The following is a 25,557-nucleotide window of genomic DNA, read 5'->3' as shown; positions in this document are numbered from 1 at the left end:
TTAATTTCCTTTCCTCTCAATTGGAGCGACATCCGACTCCACTTTTTTATTTTTATTCAGCTCAAGATTAACATCGTAACTCTTATAGGCAATTATTTTATCACTCGCACGAACAAGTAGATCCCAACCGCCATGATTCTTATCCCACTCTTGTTGTGAGAAGAATTTGATCTCTGCAACTGTTTTGTTGGTGTCTACCATCACAAAGCGCAAATACTCATCCTTGTTCGATTTGGTATCAATGGTTACGTTATTATGCCATTCCGGAGGGAAGAAGTTCAGGAAAAACCTATTTTTGTAATCATGATATTGTTGCCTTACAAAGGTCATTCCTTCTTTACCATCCCATTGATAGTAAGAATTGAACCATGGGATCTCATCAAAACTGAAGTGTTCCCAGCCTTTTGGCGTCTCCAATATTCCGATTTCATATATACCATCCGAATTGACATCTTCACTATAAATCTGAATATCCTTGTACGTTTGATCATCATTCAGGACAGGCGTTAACTTGTTATCTATCATCACAATCATCTCCGAATACCAATAACCAGAGCTTGATCCACTTGCAGCATCTAAAATAATACCTTTCTTGTCTTTCGCTACATTTCCTGCGACAACGTTATAATAATTATTTACGCTCTTATCCAATTCAAGTTTATCAAGTTCAATGAATCCGCCATCTTCATACTGGTAAGTCGTCATCCTAGCCAATTCATTGCGCTTTAACGACACGACCGTGAGGTCATTTAGACCGTCCTCATTTAAGTCATCCATTACAAAATGGCTGTAGGGTGCCTCTAACTCTTTTTCAAGTTGCCCGTCATGATAAGTATATACGACTAATCCGCTCTGAAGTTCCTCATCACCTCTTGAGAAACCTGCAACGATATCGATACTACCATCATTCGTGATGTCTATAAATCTCAAAGATTCCAGTACCTTACCTTCGCCATCGAAAGTTACCTTCTGTACCCATTTCCCATCCTCATTTTCAAAGATCGAACCATGTAGTTGGACAGCTTGATCGGGGGTCTCATAGAATACAACAACTTCCTTCTTGCCATCATTATTAAGATCAACGAAACGAATTAGGCTGGTGTTATCGTTATCTCGAGCACGGATCAGCGGTGCTCCTTTAGGAATCTGTAATGTAATAAATGTGCGAAGTGTCTCATTCTCCGCTGAAATCTCAGGGTTCTTCATAAGCGATACCGGATCACTAATAAAGCTGCAACCACCAAGGATAAATAAGGCCAAACAAGCAGTACATGCCCGGATGAGGCTTGATTTATACACCTATATCACTCTTTTCTACCTTTTTGAACATTCACTATAATTTAACCATATTCCATTTAGATCATATTCTTCTCAGCATGTGTAAGACGGCGTCCTTTAACATCAAACACAATTTTACCGTTAGAAAGTCCTATAATTCGTGTTCCATATCTTTCAGCAAGTTCTAATGGAAGCACTGTCAACACGGTCACTCGTTCTTCCTTACATAAATCCCTTAATAGTTCGAGTACACTTTCAATGGATTTGGGATCCAGACCCACGACAGGTTCATCTGCTAGAATAACCTGCGCTCCATGGACCAAGGCACGAGCAATCGCGATACGTTGACGTTCTCCTCCACTTAATTGACCTGTCTTGAAATGCGCTTTCTCAAGTAACCCTAGACTCTCAATGACATCCATAGCTCCCATGTAATCATCTGAACGAACCATCCCCGTAAGCATACGCCACCATGGCGTCTGACTAGATTGACCGATGAGTACATTTTTAAGCGCTGTCCGTTTGAGATTAAACTCAGGGTTTTGCTCCAAGTATGCCCATTCTCGTCTAATTTTTATTTTACCACTAAATCCGTTTTTAAATATATCATCCCCATCAACGTTAAATGTTCCCTCATCCCATTTCGTGCGAAGAGCTAAACAGCGGAGTAATGTACTCTTTCCACTGCCACTACCACCAACGATAGTAATCATTTCGCCCTTATGGAATTGAATATTCACATCATGAAGAATGGCTTGTTTATCGATTCCTATAAATTTAGTTAGATGTTCTACTTTGATCATGATGATTACGCTCCTCTAAGTCCTTTCCTATAGTGTATTGGAAAAGACGACAGAATTCTATGCGAACAAACGTTCTAATCTCTTTGTCTAGATGGCGAGAACCAAAAACCTGCTAATCCAAATAACAAGTACGAGAGTCCAAGCATAATAAACATGCCTTCTTCCCAATGATAGAACATGAATATACCACTCAAGCTAGGACCAACAATACTACCTATATTAAATTGAAACAAGGCTACTACATTTGCTGCTGGAAGTAGGTCCCGTGGCAATACATCTGCCGCATAAGCAAGACCCAAGGAGAAGAAGGAACCAACTAATCCTCCCGCCAACATCATTAATACAATATTTATCAAGAAGTGATCACCAGCCAGAGGTACGGATGCAAAGGTGATCCCACCAGCAATACCGCACCACATCAAACATCTTTTTCTTCCGTATCGATCACTCATGATTCCTAACGGTAGCTGAAGCAATAGTCCACCGATGCCGATTGCAGGAAGTAATGCCGATATTTGACCTTCACTAAAACCTATATTTAGTCCATATAGAGGAAAACTACTGTTCATACTGGCTTCCATATAGCCGTATAGCAATGCCGGGATAAGAGCATACCAAGCGATTCGATAACTACGACGAAATCGATGCTTCTCATTCGCAGTTCCTGCGACCTTCTCAGGACGTTCATTAGGAAGTTTCACTAAAATGACAATCAATACAATGAGGATACATATACTTAAGACGATAAAAGGAACCGCTTTGCCGAATGAAAGAAGTTGAATCCCAAGTGGCCCCAAGCTAAATCCTATGCCGTAAGACATCCCATATATCGAAAGATTTCTTCCTCTATTCTGGGCCGGGGAAGACATAATCACCCACAATTGGGATGCATAATGCAGTGCACTGTCTCCAATACCAATAATCAGACGAAGTACGAACCATAGCCGGATATCCGGTATCCATGGAAATATTAACAAGGTGAGGAGTACGAGCACTAGCCCACCGACAATTAGCTTTTTAAATCCTAAAGCTCCTAATATTCTTTCAGCTACCAGTGTCATCGCAAAAGATCCGATATATAGTGCGGCTGCATTCAAGCCATTCATCATTTCTGATACACCCATCTGGTCTAAAAAAATGGCTAATACAGGAAGCAACAAGCCTTGCGTTGTTCCTGCCACTACGATTACAGCGATGAGTATGAGATAATGTGTACGTGTTACTTTTTGATGCATATGATTAGTCATGTTAGTATTTAATGACACCCTGTTCTCCCCCTTAAACTATTCCACATTATAGTGGACAAGCCCTATCAGAACAAGCCATAATATAAGAAGCTTTATGAAATGACGGAAAGGTATGGGGTACATGAACTATAACGTAAAAGTCGATGTTTCATCGATCTACGAACTTATGGCGAGTTTTATGGTATACACTTCAAAAAAATGGACAGACAACATGGATATGGGACCCCAATGGCTTCACACGGTTAATAATCAGCTCTCCGTGAGTGTCCGCGACGCATTAGCACCCGCATCATCTTGGCCATTCGATGATTTTGATGTGTTATATGCATGGGCAATCCTTAGACAGACTGGAGATGAAGTTGAGCCTTTTCTTGAACATTTAACGTTATGTAGTGACGATTCTTTGTTTGAGCTATCCTCTCCTTACCTTCCCAACATGTCGTTAGATGATGCTAGACGAATTCGAAATGACTATGTACCCTTATTAAAACTATGGTATATCCACTATTTCAAAGAAGTTGAAGGCGATATATTACCACTGATTGAAGAAGATGCTTTGGAAAAAAGAACACTTTTAACCAAAATGGATCCTGAAAATTTAATTGAATATGCCACTGCTGGTATCGTTATGGATGATATGACAGATACCGATACGGTGATTCTTTTCCCCACCGTTCACAATCGTCCAATTAATCTGTTTTGTTTCTATACTAATATGCTTCTCATTCAATATCCGGTTGATGTACCAGAAGATCTTGAGAATGATGAACCACCTATGTGCCTCACTCGCATGACACATGCTCTCTCTGATCTGAGTAGACTTCGTTTACTTCGTTATATCGGAGATCAACCCAAGTCACTTTTCGATATGCAACGTGATTTATCGCAACCTGTAGAGACACTAAGGCATCACCTTAGAATCCTTCGAGTAGCTGGATTTCTACGCATCCATCTCGGTAATCACGACACTGAGAAATACAGTATTCGTCCAGATGGCGTTGCAGAACTTCAGATATTCTTAGAAACGTATATACATCTTTAGGAGTGATTCATACGTGAATACACGTCAACAAATTCTATTTGATCTGGATGATACACTCATTCATTGCAATAAATATTTCGGACTGATTTTAGACGAATTTAATGCATTAATCCAACAATGGTTCTCAGAATATGAATTAACAACCACGGAGATTCGTCAAAAGCAAATTGAGATCGATATTGCCTCTGTCCACAACGTTGGATTTAAAAGTGGTAACTTCCCTGCATCTCTCATCAATACGTATCGGTATTTCAGTCAAAAGTGTCCTCGTCTGATTAATCCTCAAGAGGAAGATCAGTTGATGAAATTAGGACTTAGTGTTTATGATCTGGAAGTGGAACCCTATCCTCGAATGATTGAGACTCTTGAATCCTTAAAAAGTGATGGGCATCAACTTTACCTCTATACAGGTGGCGAGACTGCCATTCAACAACGGAAGATTGATCAAATGAAATTAAATATGTATTTCGATGAGCGAATTTATATTCGTGAGCATAAAAATACACAAGCCTTAGAACAAATTTTACAAAGTGGTCTTTTTGATCGTTCCTCTACTTGGATGATTGGAAATTCCCTTCGAACAGACGTCATTCCCGCACTAACTGCTGGGATTGCAAGTATTCATATCCAGATTTCGAATGAATGGGAATATAACATTGTTGAGCTTGAAAGTTCTCCAGACCATATTCTATACACCGTTTCATCCATTGAGGAAGTCCCAGAAATGATTGACCACAAAATAGAGCAAGAAAATAAACAACGGACCCTCAATTAAAGGGATCCGTTGTTTTTAATTTAAGCGTAATGAATGTGAATATGACCTCAACTGTTAATCGTATTATGGTTCAATCGTGAGTTCACCCGTCTCTAAACTTTTAATGACTAGACGGGCATCACTTGGTGTTCCATCTTCGAGTGAAAGTTTCACTTTACTCGTCTTACCCTTTTCAATTAACGCCTTCACTTGTGCATCTGTTAATACACGTCCGAAATTCTCTTTCCAAATGACAAATTTGCAGCCTTCTTTGTAGTGAGAACAGCCATATCCTTTACGTCCCATGAAGATCATTCCCCCACAACCAGGTCGGGGACACTTCGATATGATTGTCGGTGCCGAATTTTTCTGCTCAGCAGGTTTCATTGATTCCGCTGACTTGGCACTACTTGAAGTACTCGCTTGTCTACTTTTCGTCGCAGGCTTTGTAGTTCCAGTAGATTGAGCAGTCGTGCGCTTCTTCGCAGCAGGTTTCTGTGCGGAATCCTCGCTCTCAAACATTGTCTTCGAGGCTCTAGATTGTACACGAACCTTATCGACAATCATCGTTGCGAACTTCTTAACGTTCCCCATGAATTGTTCATCGGATGCCGTACCCCGTGAGATCTCATTCAATCTTCGTTCCCATTGCCCTGTCATTTCAGGTGAAGTAAGCAGTTCAATCCCAGCACCTCGAATTAACTCGATAACGGTACGCCCTTTTTGCGTAATTTGAATTCTCTTCCCCTGCATATCTACATAACCGACACTTTTCAATCGTTCAATGGTTGCTGCACGCGTTGCAGGTGTACCCAGTCCGGAATCCTTCATTGCATCACGTAACTCTTCATTCTCGATCTGTTTGCCCGCACTTTCCATCGCTTTAAGTAGCGTCCCTTCGGTATAGTGCTTAGGAGGTTGAGTATCCTTTTCTTTGACAATCGCATCCGTACAAGTTACATCATCTTTAGGTTGTATCATGAAAGGTTCGTTGACTTCCGTCTCTTCTTCGTCATCGTCGTCCTTATCTTTGCCTTTAGACTTCTTAACTGGGTCCTTCTTCTGATCGGCAGTTACGACCTTCCACCCTAGACTAAGCAATTCTTTCACGGTTGTTTTGAATGTCTCACCTTCCACCTCGGTCATGACGGTATGTACTTTATATTCAGCCGGTGGGTAGAATTGTGATAGAAATCTCCGCACGATCAAATCATAGAGCTTCTGCTCGTCCGGGCTAAGATTTGCAGCTTTACGGTGAGTTGGAAGAATAGCATGGTGATCTTCTACTTTCGTTGGATTACAAATGGATTTATTCCCTTTATGAACGATGCTCCGATCTGCACCCGCCACTAGGTCTCCGTAGGATGTACTTTGCAGAACTGATAAGGTTTTGTGCATTTCCGGAATGTTTTGCTCCGTCACATAGTTAGAATTCGTACGTGGATAGGATATCACCTTGTGTTTCTCATAAAGTGCCTGTGCCGTATCCAATGTTTTCTTCGCAGAAAAAGAGTACTTCGCATTCGCTTCACGTTGCAGCAGCGTCAAATCGTACAATTTGTTCGGATACTCTTTGGTGTCCTTTACATCGTATGTTGCAATTCGCCCCTGCTTGCCCTTCACCTTGGCGGCTAGCGCTTCAACTTTGGCTTGATCCGTCATCCGGTCACCCTGCCACATGGCCTTGTATGTGTAGTCGTTCTGCGTGAAATATCCTTCAAGTTCAAAGAACTTTAAGGAGTCGAAGGCTTCAATCTGCTTCTGTCGATCATAGATTAGTGCAAGTACAGGCGTCTGTACCCTCCCTACAGATAGCAGCACATTATGTTTAGTTGTGAAAGCACGCGATCCATTCATACCAATTAACCAATCCGCTTCACTACGTGCCCTTGCAGCTTTCGTTAAGTTCTCATACTCAGAACCTTCTTTTAACTCAGCAAAACCTTTTCGTATCGTTTCAGGGGTCAAATCCGAAATCCATAGTCTTTTGACAGGCTGACTTAGTTGTAAATGCCGCTGAATAAGCGAAAATATATCCTCACTAATGGAAAGTTCGCATATGCATTTATGAGAAAAACCCTTTATAAATCCCGTCCTATTACATCCATCGGCATCTGATAATTTCATAGATCCACCTCTTGCATAGGGATTTTTAGCTTTTATAACTTAATTGAGATCCACCCTGAAATAGTTGCATACAGAATAACGTATATTTATTCATCGATATTTTTCATGAATGCTGCTTCTATTTTCAACTTAATTTTTATATTTGAATCAATTTCATAATGTTTTTGAATAAAGATTGTGCTAATCCAAATTTGGAGGTCTAATTTTGAAAAAAATTATGCTGCAGTCTTGTGGGATTGTTTCTTTCTAACACGATCAACTGTTAATTTGCATGCTGTATAAATCAAACAGGATAACTGAAAGTCAACACTAGCCAGCTTTCCTCGATGACAAATGTTGTTGAGCTGAAAATACTCCTTCAGATAAGCGTTGACACGCTCAACTGCTGTTCGTTTTTTATATAACTCGTAGTAACGGTCACTACCTCGAGCTGGAACGGTATATTTACGAATATCAGATTCCACTTTTACTTTATGCACTCTCTGGCATTCCCCATCGTTAAATGGACAACTCTCACATTCCTTTGGTGACGTGTACTTGAGCGTTTCATACTTGGGATCGAAACTATCGTACCTATAGCTCTTTCCTTCTTTGCAGGTAGGGCGAAAATACTTATCTTTTCCTTCGACGGGTTGTTCATTTCGTTTGTTGTAATCGATGAGTGCATAAGCTCCTAGAACTTGCGCTTGCTGGAAAATGGGTACGAGATCGTAGCCCGCATCTGCAAGCACGTAATCCACTTTAAGATATGGATAAAACTCCGACAGCGATTTAAGCAAGGGAATCGCCCATTTTACCATCGTTGATGTTTCCTGAAGATAGGAGCGCCGTAAGGATATATTGACTTTTAGAGTCAACGAGCAGATGCCCTTTAAATCCATACCAAAACACATTCTTGCCTTCCGAGTTCTTTTTAATGCCCCATTCAGGCGAAAGTGGAATCTGCTTATTTAACTCAGAAAACGAGTGTTGAAGCTGTTCTTCGACCTTTTTCTCAAACAAAGGCCGATTGGCTTCTAACTCTGCTTGCTCTTTCAGCCACTGATCCCGCTCGGCCTTGGACTTGCGTCCGCGCTTTTTCTTTGGAAGTTCAGTCAGCAATTCATCTGTGTTATCCGTGGATTGTGATTCCTTTTCAGGATGGCGATCTCTGGCCTCGATATGAGTAGCATCCATGGCAATAATCGTTGCGTCAATAAACCCTTCTTGAAAAGCCTGATGGATGAGCTTGTTATGTGTCTCCTGAAAGACAGCGGAATTTTGCAGTTTACGAATCATTCTGCTAAAGGATGCTTGCTTGGGATTCGGTCTGAACCGGTAAAACCACATTGCGTGCTGAATTCCACGCTTCTGGCCAATCTTTTGATGAGGTCTTTCATCGTCGGAATTCGCTCCATAACACGGACGAACAAAGAAACTAACATGGCAGCATAATTTAGCTGTGTCGGTTTTCCATTTAAGCTCTTTTTAGATACTAATTTCAAGAATGGCGAAATGTCGAGTGTTTCAAAGACAAGGGTGTACGTATCTTTGGGTGACATTTCTAATAATTCGTGCAGGGAGAATAGCTCTTCTTGGCGAATACTATACATCGGGAGTTCAGCCCTCTCTCAGGTGTGTGGTAGCGGTACTAAACACTTCGAGATTTGGGGTGGTACTCCCTTTTTTGCGTCTTAAAAACTCAGGTGTGGTAAGGCTTTTGAATTATGAAATTCATTCATTTATAAAAACTAAAAAAGAGCAACTCAAAAGAAATCGCCTAAGATTCAATAGAATCCTAAAACGAAATCTTACAAGTGCTCTTTGGCCGCTTGGCTAGAGCTCGATGTCACTATATCACTATTGAAACATCTCGCATAAAGTAATAACCGTCGTATATGTCTAATTTATAAAATACTGTTCTATCTTGTCAATACCATGCTTCATTTGTTTTACTTTGGTTTAAGTTCGAAGGAAACCTTATCTTATAACATATTCCAATTAAGTGCTGCTTCGAACGTTTTCTCGCCTTTTGTAACCCCCTTAACAAGGGTTGTTTTTCTCCTTTCCAAAAAGTTCCTTATCTGCGTTTCTGATATTGACTTCCCTAGCACTTTTTTGTGAAAAGTAAAATCACATGGAGTCAAACCGTACAACTAAAATCAGTTCCTTTGTCATCTGTTGGATCATCTTGATTTATGTCACTTAAATTAACAAATAGTTAATAAAACCTTATTTGATTATCCAACTAGCTCAGGATAGGTAATCGTCGTAGACCATAGGCAACAATGAACTAGCCTATTGAATAACTCGTTCTTGACCTCTCGGCGGTTGAATCGATATCAAAATCCATCGAGATATGCTTGTAGGTGCTTAGGATCTAAGCCGTGTTAGGTACCACCAATAATAGCTTTCGCATTAGAGATGATCGTGTGGAGCCACTTTAGATGATCTGGATTTTCTTTCAGGTCGTACTTTTTGGCTTCAGGGTGGAAGCCATTTTTGGTCAAAGCTTGGTAAGAACGATATCTATCGCTGGCAATAGTTGACCCAGCTTCAATGTGCGTGGTTGCAAAATCAGTGAGCGTCGTTCCTTTGACGTCAGGAATGACCTGCATTTTCAGGTATTTCGGGCAACCCTTCTTGTCGATTGATAATGCTACAAGCACGGTAGTTTGTTCGATGCCGCGCCCGCGTTTACCGCCTTCCGTGGGCGCTCCGAAAAAAGCTTCGTCGAGTTCGACGATACCAGCAAGGGCATAGGCAGCGTCACGTTCTCCCATCGCCTTACGAACTTTGTGCTGAATCGTCCAGGCAGTTTGATAGGCAATGTCGAGTTCGTCGGACAGGTAAGTAGCCGAAACGCCACGTTTGTCTTGAGCGATCAAGTAAATAGCCCAAAACCATTTGACCAAATCCGTTCTTGTCTTTTCGAAAATCGTTCCGGCGATCACGGTTGTTTGGTGTTGGCAATTCGTACACTCGTAAAGAGGTGAATTACGAGTCTTGATTTCGTAAGCCTTCTGGTGCTGGCATTTTGGGCAGCGATATCTCTCAGGCCACTTCATCTTGAACAAATGCTGATGGCAAGATTCCTCAGTTTGAAACTTCTTTTGAAATTGAATAAGATTCATCGATTATTGCTTTGCCATAGAAATCACTCACGAACGCATGTTTGATTTCATTATACCAAACATTAGTTCGCATTAAAAGACGTCCCTGAGCTAACTGGATAATCAAAAAACCTTATTCAATTTTGAGGATTGGCTCACCAGCCTCAGCATTCATAATTATTAAGCGTGCATCAACTGATGATCCATCCTCTCGTAAAAGCTTTAGTTTGCCAGTTTTACCTTTTTCAATTAAAGATTTAACCTGAGCATCTGTCAAATTTCGTCCGAAGTTTTCCTTCCAGATAACAAATTTACAGCCTTCCTTATATTTGGAACATCCATAACCCTTACGACCCATGAAAATTAGACCATTGCAGCCCTTTCTTGGGCACCTGGCAATTACACTTGGCGATGTATTAGTAGACTCGGAACTATTTTCTTCTAGCAATTTAGTCTTTTTGGCAGTCGATCGACGACTTGTCACGTTTGAAACGCTTTTATCATTAGGGCTTTTTTCCGAATTTGCATTGTCTGAACTTTGGTTACTGATTTTACGCCGTTCTTTAGTGGTAGCTACCCTAGTTGGGGTCTCACTCTCAAAGGAGGTCTTAGATGCGCGAGATTGCACTCGAACTTTTTCGACAATTCTAGTGGCAAATTTTTTCACATTCTCCATGAATTGATCATTTGATGCAGTTCCACGAGATATCTCATTCAGTCTACGTTCCCATTGTCCTGTCATTTCAGGTGAGGTTAAAAGTTCAATTCCTGCGCCCCTAATCAATTCAATTGCGGTTCGGCCCTTCTGAGTAATTTGAATTTTTTTTCCCTGCATCTCTACATATCCAACATTTTTCAGCCTCTCGATTGTAGCTGCACGAGTTGCTGGCGTTCCAAGACCAGAGTCTTTCATTGCGTCGCGAAGCTCATCATCTTCAATTTGTTTACCAGCACTTTCCATCGCCTTCAGCAATGTTCCCTCATTAAAGTGCTTAGGCGGTTGTGTGTCTTTCTCCTTCACTATTGCATCCAAACATTGGACTTCCCCTTGCGCATTAATTGAAAATGGTTCACTAACTTCTACTTCTTCATCCTCTTCTTCATCTTTTTCTTTCCCTTTTTGAATCTTTGCCTTTTCCTTTTTTTGATCAGCATAAATAACTTTCCACCCAAGCGAGAGCAGCTCTTTAACAGTTGTCTTAAAGATCTCGTTCTCAACTTCTGTCAGTACTGTATGTACCTTATAGAATGCAGGTGGATAGAATTGCGACAAAAAACGCCTCACAATTAAATCATATAGTTTCTGTTCATCTGGATTAAGTGATGTTGCCTTTTTATTGGTTGGTAAAATCGCATGGTGATCTTCGACCTTTGATGGATTACAAATAAATTTATTATTTATATTAACAAGATTACGATTAGCACCTTGAACAAGCTCATGGTATGCTGTGCCCTGTAAGGCATTTAAAGATTTATGCATGTCCGGGATATTTTGCTCGGTTACATAGTTGGAATTGGTTCTTGGGTAAGATATCACTTTATGCTTTTCATACAACGCTTGCGCAAGGTCCAATGTCTTCTTAGCTGAAAAGGCATATTTCGCATTTGCTTCTCGTTGCAACAAAGTCAAATCATACAACTTAAATGGAAATTCTTTCGTTTCCTTAACTTCATAGGAATTAATTATTACTGGCTTTCCTTTGACCTTGGTCGCAATCGAATTTGCTTTTTCTCCGTCAGTAAATCGTTCTCCTTGCCAAATGCCTCTATACGAAATATCACCTTGAATGAAATAACCCTCAAGTTCATAAAATTTGAGCGATGAAAATGCCTCAATTTGTTTCTGACGGTCATAAATAAGAGCAAGCACGGGTGTTTGTACGCGGCCAACAGAGAGCAAAACATTATGCTTAGTCGTAAAAGCTCTCGAACCATTCATACCAATCAGCCAATCTGCTTCACTTCGGGCAGTTGCAGCTTTTGTTAAGTTTTCATATTCAGAACTATCTTTAAGCTCAGAAAAACCTTTTCTGATTGTTTCTGGAGTTAAATCAGAAATCCATAATCGTTTAACTGGTTGACTTAACATTAGATATCTCTGGACTAGCGAAAAGATATACTGGCCTTCTCTTCCGGCATCGCAAGAATTGACTACCAAATCGCATCTTTTAGCTAAATCAGCAATAATTTTAAGTTGATCAACTGTATTTTTATTGGGAACTAACTTAAAATTATCAGGAATAATTGGTAAATCGTTTATGTTCCACTTCTTGTACTTATCATCATAAGCATCTGGTTCAGCTAAACCAATTAAATGCCCAATTGCCCAAGTAATAATATACTGTTCGCCTTCTAGATAAGAACGGTTATTTTTTGCTTTAGGATCTATTGCGGCAGCTATATTCCGTCCCATATCCGGTTTTTCCGCAATAATTAATGTCTTCAACAGATTATCGCTCCTTAATTAATATATCTACTCAAAGTTAAGAATGAAAACTGCAAACAAAAAAGGCCCGAGCTACTCCCTCTGGACCTTTTAAGCGATACTTTCTTATTTGCCATTATTATATCATCTGCGGATTGGTAAGTAAATATTAATTCAGTAAGGTAATTAGTTTTGAATTTTCACTAACCGAGCAAAAATCAAATTACTTTTTTATTCGAACAAATTATTCCCACTCGATCGACGCCGGCGGTTTCGAAGTGATGTCGTACACGATACAATTCACGTTCTCAACTTCGTTTACGATACGAACCGAGATTTTCTCAAGCACCACCCACGGTATACGCACCCAGTCAGCTGTCATGCCGTCGATGGACGTCACTGTACGGATACCTACAGCGTATGAATACGTTCTGCCATAGAGTAAATTACTATTCAATTATCACGTTGTTTTTGTATATCAATTGTAGCTGGTAAAAGCAGTGATTTCAACTAAGAACATTAATAGTACCCACTATCCTTAGGGTGGGTATTTATATATATCTCGTTTTTTAGGTTCTTAGGAGCTACACAAAGTTATTTAATAAAACCAATTAGTACCTGTCCGGTCAATTCTGTGGCACCTTCTATGCGTGTAACCTTAAAAGTTATGTTTTTAACATATGGAAGATGCATATTTCCGATTGTTGTTTCTCTCAATAAATTTCCATGAAGATACTTTAAGTAATCTAGCGCGGATTTAATGAGGTAACCTTTTGGATGCCAAATAAAACAGGAACCATTTGTATCATCCTGGTCAGTCATTTTTGGATTGTGTATGTTTTCTACCCAATACATGCCATTAATTAATCGGTCTTTTATCAAAGAAAAGTCAATTACTTTCATGTGATTGTAAATATGCTTTTACTTCCAACTTAATACGCTTTTCCACCTTCGTGCTCGTTGAACTTTTTGAATTTTTTCGTGGCGACGACGTATTTTTTCAAGATAAACTTCTTTTTCCTCTTTATTCATAGACCTCAACTTTTGTAGCGCTTCTCTAGTTTCATTTTTAACCTTCTCACCATCAAGTTCATTGAGTATTTGAACTACTCCCCACGATTCACCTTCATCACGAGCGGTTTGCAGTTCATAAGCCACTCTATCAGCAAGCTCTTCTGTAGGTAGCTCAATTATAGGCGTATCAAAAACTCCATCAGTTATAACAACTAGAAATTTGCCTTGATTAATAACCGATTTATACAATAGTTTTCACCTCTAGAAAAGCTCAACTTAAAAGATTTCCATTTTCAATAAATTTCGTGTTTCGCGAAGGTATTATAATACCCTCCAGTAACTTAACATTATCCACCCGTTAATTTTTTACACGGTAATCATAATTTTCTCTTCAATAGCTTGACTGCACATAAAATAAAGCTATACAATGAGATTATTCAAGCTCGTAATGAGCCTCTCTTGGAATATGCATCTTAAATATCCGTAATGGATAGAAAAGTCCTGAATCTCCTGATTCAGGACTTTTCATCTATACGAACGAGGTCGATACTATGGTAAAAATACAAATAAAAAGAAATAAAATCCGCTGCAAACGCTGTCTGGATATCGTTGAATCGACGTTCGTTTATGAATGTAAATTTTGTAGCTGTGGTGCCATCGGCGTAGATGGAGGCCGCGAGTATCTACGTCGGATAGGAGCGTTTGATGACATCAAGGAGTTATCGGAATGGACTAGCGAACCGATCAATTGAGTTTTTTGAGTAAACATAAATTAGCTTAATTGTATTTCTCTCTGAATTGCTTATAATTCTCCGAACGCTCTAGATGCTCTTCAAGCAATTCACGGTAATATTACATAAGCAGCATTGCCTGAAGTTTGTTCAATTCGAGCATTTCCTGTCCAGTCACCGAATCACTCCTATGAATATATTTAGCCACATTTGACATCTGATAGTTTCATAAAATCGTTTGTAAACAGCCATTTCATGATACTTACAGATCTTACGCCCATTGTAACAAACACGAGTTTCCCAACATCATCTATTAAACCTTGCACATCTAATAAATTATGAATGATTTTACGGTGTTCTGCTTTAAAGGAGTAGTTAACCTCAATTTCCAAACGAGACAATCGTCCCAATGCTTCTTCTAAAACATCAAGTTCAATCGGAACTTGGCTGAATAACAACTCTTCGCTGATTGTACTTATAATGTTATCATCAAGCTCGGTTTTTTCTCCATATTCAAATATTCCTAAGAGCACTTCTTTGTCCAATAAAGTTACCATTGAGCTTTCAATTGTAATAATAACCTCTTCGTTTACCCCTATTGAGATATTTTTTCTCACAAATTCCGAGTCGAAAATGTCCAGAAAATTTAGTTTATTGACCTTTGGTAGCATCCTATTCATCAATTCCTCTCATATTAAAGACTCCTGAAACATAAAGTCTGTTACTGCTTGAGACCCTGTAAATTCGATAGTCCATTTTTCTAAGGCTGCGATTCTATTGTTCCGTAGGGTGAAGCCACAATACAACTTTAAAAGTACAACTCAACACCTTCATTCTCTATTCAGTGCACTCTTGGAGTACCGCGGTCCAGTTGCTATACCTCTCATCAATAATTCGATAAAAACCTCATTAAAATATTTAATGAGCACATTGTAGTGTTGAAACGTTAATCCAAATGCGACTCGCTTACTATTCTCTGATAAAGATCGAATGCTGCAAAGACTGCATTCAGAATCTGCTAGATCCGTATAGGTCTCTAACCAAAGGCTTAGATACTTTCGCATCCGTTCATAAAGCTCTGTTTCATGAAGCCCTACAAGATTCATTAAAACCCGGGCTGGTATTCGGCAACTAACTTCGTCGTATCCGAGTTCCTTCTCACCTTCATTCAAGATTGTCATTAATATGTGCCTGTCGAGCTCATCGAACCGCACACTATGGATTTTCACTTCCACACGCTCATGCTTACCTACTTGAAATACTCGATCGCTGTCAAAAGCTTCATTGTAAATGCAAAAGAAATCCAGCTTTTTAGTTTCAAAGTGGGTTGCTTTCATGCGCTTTCTCCTACCTCATTATGATTTTTTCGAACTCAACAGGGTCCGCAGTAAAAAAATTTCAATGCATGAAGCTGGTTTCTTATGTAAATTATCCATAAACCCATAAACACGCATCTGAGGCGTCATAATTCAATGCATTCATATGGTCAGCTGGAATTGTAATATTGGTCACATGAGATTCATCTACATATTTCCATATAATACATTTCCCTCTTCTCTGATATAGACTATATCATATCAGAAATAAACCAAATTTGGTATATTTGCATACCACTTAATCTCTTGGTGGTACATCTCTATTACGCTATGTTTGTTTCGAGGTGTAGCTCATGGAGATATCGAAAAAATCTGTTGGAAATGTCATTAGAACTGTAAGGAAGCGCCGTAGTCATACTATTGAAGAACTGGCATACTTGAGTGGACTTCACTCTACTCATATTGGCAAAATCGAACGCGGGGAAATAAGTCCCTCCGTTGAAAACTTGGATAAAATTGTTTCTGTTTTGAATCTGAATTTAGTAGAATTTTTCAAGATGATTTCTCCTAACTCAGAAACACTAGATGTTACGAATGTGATGATACAAAAGAGAATCGATAGCATGAATCTAGAGGAAAAAGAAATGCTCCTACAATTTTTAGAACTATATCATTCGCATTAACTGTAGGTTGGCCACCTAAAAGAACCCCCCTTTTCAAATCATTGAAAAAAGGGGGGCTTTTGGAATATAATTAGAAAATCTGAAAAAAATCCTTTTTTTTGATCGCAGCACATTTTAGACCTCTACATTCAGTCAATAAAGCTTAGGAACTGCAATGAAATAGCCTGCTGAAGTAATGATTTCCAATCGATAAAGAAAGCTCTGAATCAATCTATTGACATACGGGAAAATGCTAAGGTTTGTACATGTTCGTCAATCCGGGCCAGATCAGACATGAAGCAGCACATGAAGGGCAGCTGACTTGTCCGGCCAAATACGGGATGTGACGCATGAGTCTGCTTTCTCCTATGTCGGAGCAAAGCTGCTGCAATACGGCCAATTCGTTGTCTTTGATCTCCAGGGAAGGCGTTATGGTGCTAGATTCCTGTTCAGCATGAAATACAGGATCGCTCCGATAAGCCAGTAGCCTGTCGTCTTCAGGGGAAGGCCAAATATAGATATCTTCGCCACATGACAGACACGAGGCCACATATTCGTCGCCTTCATTGAATGTGGTTAGCACTTCAGCCGCTCCCCTCCAGCCTCGGTACGCTGCATCTGCCGCGATGACGTACCTTTTCTCTCCGTTGTCTTTGCCGACTTCAGCCGCAAAACGTATCACATCTGAGCTATAACCGGCCAGTTCTTCGATAGCGGTCATATAGCTGTTGTAGATATCCATACACGCAACCATACCAACTCGATCCATTAGAGGTTGTAACTCACCCGGCAGCTCAAAGCCGGCTCCGCTACTTTCACTCCGATTGGCTTCGAACAGACCACAAGTTACGTAAATATCCAGCTTGACCTCCAGACTCTGCGATCGACGAGCGATCTCAGCCAGGTAAGGGACTGCGGCCAATGTGCTTGAATAAATGGTGTTTTGATGAAACAACTGCTCATAATACAATTCATCTTTTACAGCTTCTTCATACTGCTTCTGCAACTGCTTGATCAACTGCGGTACATTCTCGGCAGAGCCGTAAGGACCATCCAGTTGGCCCCATACATGACTGGCCAAATCCAGCATGCTATCCACCTGCTCTCAGATTTATTGTTCTTGATTATAAAAGGGGTCGTAAAGTCTGAGTTCCAATCGCCCTACCTACGGAATGAAACCATCATACCCAGAACTCCCTATTGTCATTTCTTACGCAATTCCGTCCAGGTATCCGTTATTCGCTACTCAAGATTCAAAATGTAGATTCTCACGATGCGCAAGATAAGGAAGAAACATCTTTAACGTTTAATTATCAAAAAGTTCATAACTTTGATAAAACTCTTCCAAATTTCTCCTGATATTGCTCCTGCTTCAACAAAAAACTCTCCATGGCATGGTGCAGTTCTTTCATCTTGATTCCCCTCTTCCTCTACCATCCACCAACCGCAGCAAGGTCGCATGCAACGCGTCAAATCGCTGTTCATCTTCCGCTGAGAAAATCAGCAGATATTCGTCACGGTTGTTCATGACCACAATCACCTCGCCCGCTTGACCATAAAACTGCACGCCCGTATACAAGCCCGAATCCGCTTGCTTGGATGAAAACATCATCTTAATCCCTTCCACAACCTGTTCATCGATTTGCCAGTATTCCTCATTGCTGAACTCCATCGAAATCACTGCTTGAAAATAGGCCATGGCATGTAAGAACTCCGTAAGAGACTCGCTTGTCTGATACCACTCCTCCCTCCCGTAGTTCTCATACACAGGGGGATTGGACACTGCCACATCCTCCCGGCGTATGCCCCAAACGCAAGCACCTTGATTTTCCAAATAGAAGGTCAAGTAGTCGTCATTCTCATATTGATGAAAATCTTTCGGCTTAATCAAGAAATCCTGGGAACCATTCAATTGCGGATGTGCACCCAATTCCAGATAATAATCCTTCAAAACTTCGGGTATACTCCCATTTCGACTGATCCACGGTTGCAATTCCTTCACGTCGAAACCACAGGATTCCGTGATGTGAAACAAGTTGCGGATCGCTGTAAAATCGGTCATTGTCTCCACTTCTCCTTGTAAGCACCCCATATTGGCGTTCATGATCTATACACAAAAACCTTTCTCCCAGACGCTGATCGTTATCAAACAAAAGCAAAAGGATAATGCTCAGGCAAATCCGGATGCAACATCCTGAGACATGATTCCAACTGTCTGGGCAAGTCGATTTCTTCAAAAATCTTTATCTGATCGACCCACTCTTCGTATTGATGAATCAAGTCAGCTAACTGCAAAAACTGCCAAAAATCGATGAATAGCGCTGTCACTTTCGGCTGAGTCAGGTTATGGTCAAAAAAAGAAAAGATCCCATCCATCCTGTTCATCAGCAACGCATCACCTTGTCCGTTAGCGGCAATCTGTACATAGTTGTTTTTCAAATGCTCATCTTCGCGATACAGATTGTCGCCTTTATCATCCTCAAACACTCTTTCAGCAGCAAGCTCTTGACCTGCCAGCATCTGCAGTACATCCACAAGCCGGATAATATCCAGCGGCACTGTGGACAGTTTATTTCGCATATGGCGAGACAACGATACTTGCATATTGGCAAAGGGTGCCAGAATTTCTTGTACGCTGCGAATATGAAACACTGGCTTATCGGTATCCACATACCTCCTCCAGTCCCGTGATCATACCCTCATCTCATACTCTATTAGCGGACATTTAAATTAAACGATTTTGCTAAACGTATAAAACCGTTAAAATGTTGGTTGGACCCCAGATAGTGAAACTAGATATTTTCCAGGTCTATCTCTGTCCACTTGTTGTAATTTTCTGCGGTTAACAACCCTATAGCACGCCATGCTGCTACATCTTGTAACGCACTTTCTTCATTTTTGGAATTACTCCACCACCTGCGCTTGTAAAAAAGCACTTTTGCATTATCAAATATTTCATAAAGTATTTTTAACACTTGTATGACAAGAGTTTCGCTTGCAGCTTCAAATATATCTTCTCGCAATGAAATGAACAAACCACAGTCACCATCTGATTTAACCTTTCCCCAAAAAAGATCATTTTCAAAATAAAGATATATATCGACAGTTTCATTCAGTTTATAAGCCGATTTAATACTTGGGAACTCAGCAGATAAACAATGAAAATGGAAACTTTCATTTTCAGGATATTGCTTGTAATTTTGGCAGATTGGTAAAAGGGATTCATTGTCCCAACGTGGTCTACCAAGTTTGATTTCCTTTTGATTAACATTCTGGTAAGTGGATATCCGGCATTTTTTTATATTAGTATAAGCCAGTAACGGACTTACTGCATCCACAATTAGAGGTAACACATTATCATTCAGCACAGTCAGATCACAAAATTTCTTGCCAATAAAAAGATAATTGTAATGTAATGATCCTAAAGACAATTCTTTCACCACCTGAAAAAATTTTTTTGCATTACTGAAGCTCCACTTCTCCTTGTAAGCGCCCGATATCGGCGTTCTTGATCTATACACAAAAACCTTTCTCCCAGACGCTGATCGTTATCAAACAAAAGCAAAAGGATAATGCTCAGGCAAATCCGGATGCAACATCCTGAGACATGATTTCAACTGTCCGGGCAAGTCACTTTCGGCTGAGTCAGGTTATAGTCAAAAAAATAAAGGTTCCCATCCATTCTTTTCATCAGTCACGCATCAACTTGGCCGGTAGCCTCATCGTAGTCGTTTAATAATCTGTTTCTTTTTTTGTTCGGACAGCTCTCCATTTGATATATTTATCATTAGGAGAATATCTCGCTCGCAAATTCGTGTAAAGAAAAGATCAGATTTTAGCTCTTCCAACACTTGAATGCAAATCTCAACCATCTTGTTTCTAAACTGACTAACTTTACTGTTGCTGCTTAGAAGGGTTACATGCTTCGACATCGTCTCGCACACAACATTAAAATGCTCTGAATGTGCACCTTCAAATTTCCATTCTGTTGTTTCATACTTGTAAAATTCCTGTTCCTTGGGATCTTTCTCAACAGCCTGTTTCAAAAAATCTTTTGTGTTCATTGCAGGACATACCAAAGTTGCGTTAGAATCCAAATACAGCCCAAAAGCAATAATTTCTTCTTGTTTATAAAGATTAACCATACTAGAAAAAGTTGTTCGAGTAGCGGATTTTATTTGTTTTTTTATTTCATCATAATCAAAAGGCTTAGATGTTGGTGTTCGGATTAACTTATCCAAGAATTCCTTAAAACTATTAGCTAACACTGTTTTTTCATACCCGACTTGATATATGTGTTTTACAAAAGTGACCCGTGGCTCATCTTTTGCAGTACATTGTGAGTAATCAAATACAAAACGTTCTGAACGTACTGCATCTAGATTTTCACCAAAATAGATTCCGATATCCGGCAAATTGACAAGTCCAGGATACTCTTTTCGTTCTTTTTCACTCTCCAATTCACAAATGGAACTGATATAGGAGCAAATGAAAAGATGTTTAACATTTTGATTCTCATCATAAATAGGAAAACAGTTCCTTTTCAAGAGACCTCCATTTTGTGTATTCTGTAACAGCGATATATAGGATTGTGGTAGTTTATACTGAAGTTTCTTCTCATATTGCAACTTTTCTTCTTCCGTAAAAATCGGACTTCTAAAATCTTCTTTCCTTTCATTCCATAATCTCTTAAAATCAAGGTCTATATCTTTCACTCCTACACCTCCATTCAAGCTAGATTGGCAAATTTGTTGAATCTCCCACTCAAGGGAAATCGAGTTCCGGTGTAATCTTTTGAAAAATCTTCTCTACCTCGACAGTATGGCTGCTCTCAAGTTCCTGCCATTGAACACACGACAACAGCACAAACACGTGGGTATCCGACCAATAGGATTCTCGAAACAACCGAATCTCAAACTTCTTTTGAATGATATCCGCAATACCTCGAATCGTAATGTAACGATCGTTAGGTGAAAACGTCAGTGGAATCGAATATTTCTCACCTGCATATGACAGGGTCAGTCCTTCATCTACTTCTTCCACGATCACTTCTCCAGGTAAAAATTCACCAAATAATCGGACGATTTCACTATCTTCTTCTCGCCAATCCACAGTCACCCCGTACACCCAGGAAAATAGATTAGCACGTACAGACGACACTCCCTCTTCCCTTGCTGCCTGCAAGAAGTCCATCCGGTCATTGCCACTGAACACACCCGGATGCCTTTGCAAAAATGCGTCAACATCCTCAACACTTCCGTGCAATAGAAATTCCCAATCTTGCTGTTCAGCTTGTTTCATTACACTCACCTCGTCGATTTTCTCGTCTAGCATTTTGCCCTATCAAATCCTCAAAAGGTTCATCCCGAAGTCTTCTTATGTCTGTTGATGGAACAGGCATAGCGTGCGGCAATCCGTACAAATCTCGATGTACAACGTACCTTCAGAGCCATCCATCAATACGTTCCATGGAATCGCTGCGAGAAATTTCATGGTTTGACTGCAGTCCGGGCATGTCGCGAAATGCGCGTCCTGCACCCATTCTGGCCAGCCACCGATCGTGATGACCTCATCACCACCGCTAGCGTAATACTTCGGTACAGCCTCGGTACTAAGTGTGAGCTGATTCTGGCTCATCTCCAGAAGATCAGTCTCAGTACAATAGTTTTCCGTATCGAAAGGCGGCTCACCAAACACGATTTCACTCCGACCATCTACCCCATAGCGTATAAAAGTCTCTTCAGTGAATGTGATGCAATTCGGACAGATGGGAATGGCGAGCACGCCTTCGACAGCCAGAAAAGAAAATCGATCATCAAGCCCGTCCAGACGCAGAACATCAATCAACTGGCAACCGCAATGCGGACAGTGCTGCTCCAATAATTGACCAGCCTTCGCAGCCTGATCGACGCCAACTCCCGGAAGCATCGTGAAGCATCGCTTGAAGTACAATGAGCTACAATTCCCCTGCTCGTCGAAATGCCCACCGCCATGATGGGCATATACGGACGGGTTCACATACAGCTTGCTTCGCCAAGACAGTGGGTTTCTCTCCAGCCTCAGGAATGCCTCTTGAATAACTTCATCGCCTTGCTGGGCGAGGCAGAGCAACAAATGACCTGCTTCTTCACAAGCAGGGTCAAAAAGACGAGCGAGCAGCTGATCCCTCACCTCGGGTGAAGCATCTCGATAGAGTGTGGCTGGATAGAAGATACCCTTGTCGAACGCCGCTTGTGCGATTCGAGCAGTGTTGATATCGTGATAGCCGAGCAACCCATTGAAGTCTTGATAGACTTGATCCCACTCTCCGATCGTTTCAATATTCGATATGATCGATTCGACCATATCCTCCACTTCTTCACTACTCATAGCTTGGTAGGCTTCTCGCAGGTAATTGATTCGACAACGATAACAGATTCCTTTAAAACCAATAGATTTTCCTCATTCTTGGCAATGATTCAACATCTTTATTGTCAACATACTTCCCCCCCTATTCTTAATAAACAAAATATTTGAAATATGGATATGCCATCTTTTTAGATAAACCCTTACGTATCAAGGCATCTCTATTGTGTTAGACATGATTAATTGAAAAAAATCTTCAAGACTATTTGCTATTTTTTCTACCTCTTCGAATTCAGGTTCATATCCTTGTACAATAGCACCTCTATCATTCGTTAAATCAATGGCATAGAAAGAATATCCATCATCAACTGACATCACTATGGGTAGATAGTTATCCCACCATGAAGTGATTTCTGATTTCCATTTCTCATCGCTCTCTGCTGCTTCTAAGCTTAACAATTCAAATTCATTCCATTTGAATGCAGTATCCGAGTTATCATTATACTCATCCTCACATACAAACCATGTTTTCTCACTAGGCGTTACGCATGTTTTAACCCTTTTTAAAAATTCTAGATAACCCTCGGGAATTTCTTTATACCTTGCTGCTATACGTTCATTTAAATTTAATTCATATTGAGATTTATCTGTTAGTTCCCATCCATGTTCTTTAGTCCAACTAATGAATTCACTACATTTATTATTCATACTTCCTCCTACTGGTTGGACACCTTTGTGCTGAAAAATAAACCCATTATCCAAATGTTCTCGTAAAATTGCTCGGAAATTACTCAGAATTTGCCGATTTCCTAGTGCTCGCTCATTTCTTCATTCCATTCAGTAATCGCGAACTGCATCGAACCAGTTTAAAGCCATCTCCTCTGTTATAGGCTGCCCAATCAGGTGATCAGACTGGCTGAGTTGCCATACCGCTTCACCAAGGTCTTCTCGTTCGGTGGTTTCGATACCTTTGAGGGTATTGAAGCGCACGGTGAAAGCAGTTATGGCTGCTTCAGCATCGGCAAAGCTACGGGCCTGGGCCAAGGTTGCCTGTGCAATATTGTAAGCTTCGTTAGCCAGCTTGGCCAGACGTTTAGGCCAGGACGAGAACGGTCGGCCAAATTCGGTCACCCACCATTCAGGCTTTCGTAATTGGCTCACTGAAGCATGGTTCATTTCCCATACGTTTCCGGTCAACGTGCGTGTTTTAGCAAGTGTTTTTATTTGCTGCTTTAGGCGCTTGCCCACGATCTCTTCCACATTGTAGGCGATAAATCTGTCAAGCAACGGCCATGCGTTCAAGTTCGGCAAATCCCCCAGATCAGGCATGAAGCGCAGCTCCAGATTCGTTAACCGGGCTTGACTTGCCAGCAAGTCCAAGTCGCAGAAGTTCCCCCACAGACTCAGTGAGTTAAGGTTTGGATACCGATTCAGACACTCAATCGAGATGGGCTGTCCTAGCGGTGCGTTCCGTAGTGTCAGGCTCGTCACTTGTTGCAATTCACCTAGTTCGGGCAGCAAGAAAGAAGGATTATTCTTGCGTTGGCTAGTCCGCGGCGCTAGTGTCAGAGAAGATGGTATATCACCAGTGGCCGAGAAGCGTGATAGATCGCCGGACACGCTCAAGTGAAATTGCGGCTTAGGAAGCTTCAGGCTCAAATGCCCCCCTGACTGGTCCAACTTGATATGCAAGACTTGTAAATTGGACTGTCTAGCGTCTGCCACCGTGTCCGCAAACAAGATCGGAGTCCATGTCATCTCTTCAATGGGACGTTCCTGCGCCCAGTCAAAAAAGCCTGCATCACTGCCTGTATAGCGCAAATTTCGCGGCCAGGGCGAGCCCGCTGGAGTGGCAAAGGCATCGAATACGGTCCAATCTATGATCGCATCAGACGCAACGTGAAGGTCTGCCTTCTTCCCCAATTGCGGTGGTCCAATGGTGAGACTGCCCACACCGGGCTCTATGACAAGAGTGTGACTGCGTGGACCTGTCATGTCGATGTGATATCGACCAGCTTCTCTGAGAGAACCAGTAAGAGGACGAGCTTGATTATCATCTGGCATTTCTATCATCCTTTCTTCTAAACCATATCTAGTCATTACGACAAGTACAGACATAGGTCCATACCATGCAGACTGCGTCTATAATGAGAACCAGCGACAGTCATGTTCGAGAAAATAAAATCTCAGACTATCGCTGTTTTATTGAACTATAGTTCTCTGTTCGTTCAATGATCATTTTAAATATATACTTACCGGTCAAATATAGGCGGAATAATTCGATCAAAGTCTCTATGTACTAGTGCAAATTTATCGTCTGAATCCCACAACGGTTTAGAAAATGAAATAACCTCATTCTCGCCTCGAGGGGTAAACTCAACGGAAACTTCCACTTTAACATCAAGAATTATCAAATCAGAATTTTTGTCGAAATAACTATCTTTTGCTAACTCGTGATCCTCATCTACATCATAATAAAGGGTTGAAGTAGTTCCTCTGATATGCAGCAAATCAAATGGATCAATATTCCAAATAAATTTTTCAACAATATTTTCACATGGGTGGGCAAAGTATAACCAGCCCTCTCCACTTGGCAGGAAAACAACTAACATGTCTTCCATGGCACCTGGCGCATATAAATCATCAACTGACCACATTCCGGTTATTCTTTTTTCTAGAGTCATTTTAACCCCTCACTTATTGGTAGACTGTATACTGAAA

At 40.7% G+C, this 25,557-nt stretch carries 23 protein-coding genes and 3 pseudogenes; 4 read left to right on the top strand and 22 right to left on the bottom strand.

All coding sequences use genetic code 11. From position 1 onward, the window contains the following. The 3 genes from BW961_RS09875 to BW961_RS09865 form a co-directional block, all read right to left on the bottom strand. Positions 1–1,299: an FG-GAP-like repeat-containing protein gene (locus BW961_RS09875; protein WP_244555916.1), complete on the bottom strand. Its 1,299-nt coding sequence runs from the start codon at positions 1,297–1,299 to the stop codon at positions 1–3. Positions 1,300–1,355: 56 nt separating this feature from the next. Further along, positions 1,356–2,081, bottom strand: coding sequence for a phosphonate ABC transporter ATP-binding protein (locus tag BW961_RS09870; RefSeq protein WP_068585290.1), 726 nt, complete (start codon positions 2,079–2,081; stop codon positions 1,356–1,358). Positions 2,082–2,155: 74 nt separating this feature from the next. Continuing rightward, positions 2,156–3,328, bottom strand: a complete 1,173-nt coding sequence (locus BW961_RS09865; RefSeq protein ID WP_068586058.1) for an MFS transporter — start codon at positions 3,326–3,328, stop codon at positions 2,156–2,158. A gap of 121 nt (positions 3,329–3,449) precedes the next feature. Here BW961_RS09865 and BW961_RS09860 point away from each other — a divergent pair, with 121 nt between their 5' ends. Both BW961_RS09860 and BW961_RS09855 read left to right on the top strand, forming a co-directional pair. Further along, positions 3,450–4,370, top strand: coding sequence for a helix-turn-helix domain-containing protein (locus BW961_RS09860; protein ID WP_068585294.1), 921 nt, complete (start codon positions 3,450–3,452; stop codon positions 4,368–4,370). A 13-nt stretch (positions 4,371–4,383) separates the two neighbouring features. Further along, a complete protein-coding gene (locus tag BW961_RS09855) occupies positions 4,384–5,145 on the top strand; it encodes an HAD family hydrolase (RefSeq protein WP_139331595.1) in 762 nt (253 codons plus the stop codon). Positions 5,146–5,208: 63 nt separating this feature from the next. On the opposite strand, the gene BW961_RS09850 is transcribed toward BW961_RS09855, so the two are convergent. The 7 genes and pseudogenes from BW961_RS09850 to BW961_RS09815 all read right to left on the bottom strand — a co-directional run bounded on the left by BW961_RS09850 (position 5,209) and on the right by BW961_RS09815 (position 14,031). After that, positions 5,209–7,251, bottom strand: a complete 2,043-nt coding sequence (locus BW961_RS09850; RefSeq protein WP_082867468.1) for a type IA DNA topoisomerase — start codon at positions 7,249–7,251, stop codon at positions 5,209–5,211. A 215-nt stretch (positions 7,252–7,466) separates the two neighbouring features. Then, positions 7,467–8,843: pseudogene (locus BW961_RS09845) on the bottom strand (transposase). A gap of 372 nt (positions 8,844–9,215) precedes the next feature. After that, positions 9,216–9,377, bottom strand: coding sequence for a topoisomerase C-terminal repeat-containing protein (locus tag BW961_RS29855; protein WP_280175194.1), 162 nt, complete (start codon positions 9,375–9,377; stop codon positions 9,216–9,218). 93 nt (positions 9,378–9,470) lie between these two features. Continuing rightward, positions 9,471–10,364 (bottom strand): annotated as a pseudogene (locus BW961_RS09835) (IS1595 family transposase). Positions 10,365–10,476: 112 nt separating this feature from the next. Next, on the bottom strand, positions 10,477–12,789 hold the full coding sequence (locus BW961_RS09830; RefSeq protein WP_068585302.1) for a type IA DNA topoisomerase: 2,313 nt from the start codon (positions 12,787–12,789) through the stop codon (positions 10,477–10,479). A gap of 223 nt (positions 12,790–13,012) precedes the next feature. Beyond that, positions 13,013–13,201: pseudogene (locus BW961_RS09825) on the bottom strand (GMP synthase (glutamine-hydrolyzing)); the annotation flags it as partial. A 488-nt stretch (positions 13,202–13,689) separates the two neighbouring features. Next, positions 13,690–14,031 carry a hypothetical protein gene (locus tag BW961_RS09815; RefSeq protein WP_068585307.1) on the bottom strand — a complete coding sequence of 114 codons (342 nt, stop codon included), beginning with the start codon at positions 14,029–14,031 and terminating at the stop codon, positions 13,690–13,692. A 302-nt stretch (positions 14,032–14,333) separates the two neighbouring features. Here BW961_RS09815 and BW961_RS31890 point away from each other — a divergent pair, with 302 nt between their 5' ends. After that, positions 14,334–14,534 (top strand): DUF7695 domain-containing protein, encoded by a 201-nt coding sequence (locus BW961_RS31890; protein ID WP_068585311.1) that lies wholly within the window; start codon positions 14,334–14,336, stop codon positions 14,532–14,534. Positions 14,535–14,713: 179 nt separating this feature from the next. Here the strand turns inward: BW961_RS31890 and BW961_RS09805 are convergent, their stop codons facing one another. Together BW961_RS09805 and BW961_RS09800 are read right to left on the bottom strand one after the other, a co-directional pair. Further along, the gene (locus tag BW961_RS09805; protein ID WP_068585314.1) at positions 14,714–15,193 is read right to left on the bottom strand and encodes a hypothetical protein; all 480 of its coding nucleotides are present in this window, start codon (positions 15,191–15,193) and stop codon (positions 14,714–14,716) included. 150 nt (positions 15,194–15,343) lie between these two features. Then, the gene (locus BW961_RS09800) at positions 15,344–15,850 is read right to left on the bottom strand and encodes an AsnC family protein (RefSeq protein WP_068585318.1); all 507 of its coding nucleotides are present in this window, start codon (positions 15,848–15,850) and stop codon (positions 15,344–15,346) included. Between the two features lie 332 nt (positions 15,851–16,182). Between BW961_RS09800 and BW961_RS09795 the strand changes: the two genes are divergently transcribed. Next, positions 16,183–16,512, top strand: a complete 330-nt coding sequence (locus BW961_RS09795; RefSeq protein WP_068585322.1) for a helix-turn-helix domain-containing protein — start codon at positions 16,183–16,185, stop codon at positions 16,510–16,512. Positions 16,513–16,744: 232 nt separating this feature from the next. Here BW961_RS09795 and BW961_RS09790 read toward each other — a convergent pair whose 3' ends face one another. The 10 genes from BW961_RS09790 to BW961_RS09745 all read right to left on the bottom strand — a co-directional run bounded on the left by BW961_RS09790 (position 16,745) and on the right by BW961_RS09745 (position 25,520). After that, positions 16,745–17,581, bottom strand: coding sequence for a hypothetical protein (locus tag BW961_RS09790; protein WP_068585325.1), 837 nt, complete (start codon positions 17,579–17,581; stop codon positions 16,745–16,747). Between the two features lie 318 nt (positions 17,582–17,899). Further along, positions 17,900–18,583, bottom strand: a complete 684-nt coding sequence (locus BW961_RS09785) for a hypothetical protein (RefSeq protein ID WP_139331592.1) — start codon at positions 18,581–18,583, stop codon at positions 17,900–17,902. 53 nt (positions 18,584–18,636) lie between these two features. Further along, positions 18,637–19,161: a hypothetical protein gene (locus tag BW961_RS09780; protein ID WP_068585331.1), complete on the bottom strand. Its 525-nt coding sequence runs from the start codon at positions 19,159–19,161 to the stop codon at positions 18,637–18,639. Between the two features lie 122 nt (positions 19,162–19,283). Then, a complete protein-coding gene (locus BW961_RS09775; protein ID WP_068585334.1) occupies positions 19,284–20,012 on the bottom strand; it encodes a hypothetical protein in 729 nt (242 codons plus the stop codon). Positions 20,013–20,210: 198 nt separating this feature from the next. Continuing rightward, a complete protein-coding gene (locus tag BW961_RS09770) occupies positions 20,211–21,206 on the bottom strand; it encodes a DUF4303 domain-containing protein (RefSeq protein ID WP_068585337.1) in 996 nt (331 codons plus the stop codon). A gap of 49 nt (positions 21,207–21,255) precedes the next feature. Continuing rightward, positions 21,256–21,792, bottom strand: coding sequence for a hypothetical protein (locus BW961_RS09765; protein WP_068585339.1), 537 nt, complete (start codon positions 21,790–21,792; stop codon positions 21,256–21,258). Between the two features lie 75 nt (positions 21,793–21,867). After that, a complete protein-coding gene (locus BW961_RS09760; protein WP_082867471.1) occupies positions 21,868–22,860 on the bottom strand; it encodes a hypothetical protein in 993 nt (330 codons plus the stop codon). Between the two features lie 186 nt (positions 22,861–23,046). Further along, positions 23,047–23,544, bottom strand: a complete 498-nt coding sequence (locus BW961_RS09755) for an SMI1/KNR4 family protein (protein ID WP_068585343.1) — start codon at positions 23,542–23,544, stop codon at positions 23,047–23,049. A 129-nt stretch (positions 23,545–23,673) separates the two neighbouring features. After that, positions 23,674–24,900, bottom strand: coding sequence for a hypothetical protein (locus BW961_RS09750; protein WP_068585347.1), 1,227 nt, complete (start codon positions 24,898–24,900; stop codon positions 23,674–23,676). A gap of 188 nt (positions 24,901–25,088) precedes the next feature. Further along, a complete protein-coding gene (locus BW961_RS09745) occupies positions 25,089–25,520 on the bottom strand; it encodes a hypothetical protein (RefSeq protein WP_068585350.1) in 432 nt (143 codons plus the stop codon). Positions 25,521–25,557 lie beyond the last annotated feature (37 nt).

Source organism: Paenibacillus macquariensis (assembly GCF_900156375.1).
In the GTDB taxonomy this organism is placed as follows: Bacteria; Bacillota; Bacilli; order Paenibacillales; family Paenibacillaceae; genus Paenibacillus_AQ; species Paenibacillus_AQ macquariensis.
The sequence above is the reverse complement of the archived record's forward strand: the minus strand, read 5'-3'. Positions and strand labels throughout refer to the sequence as shown.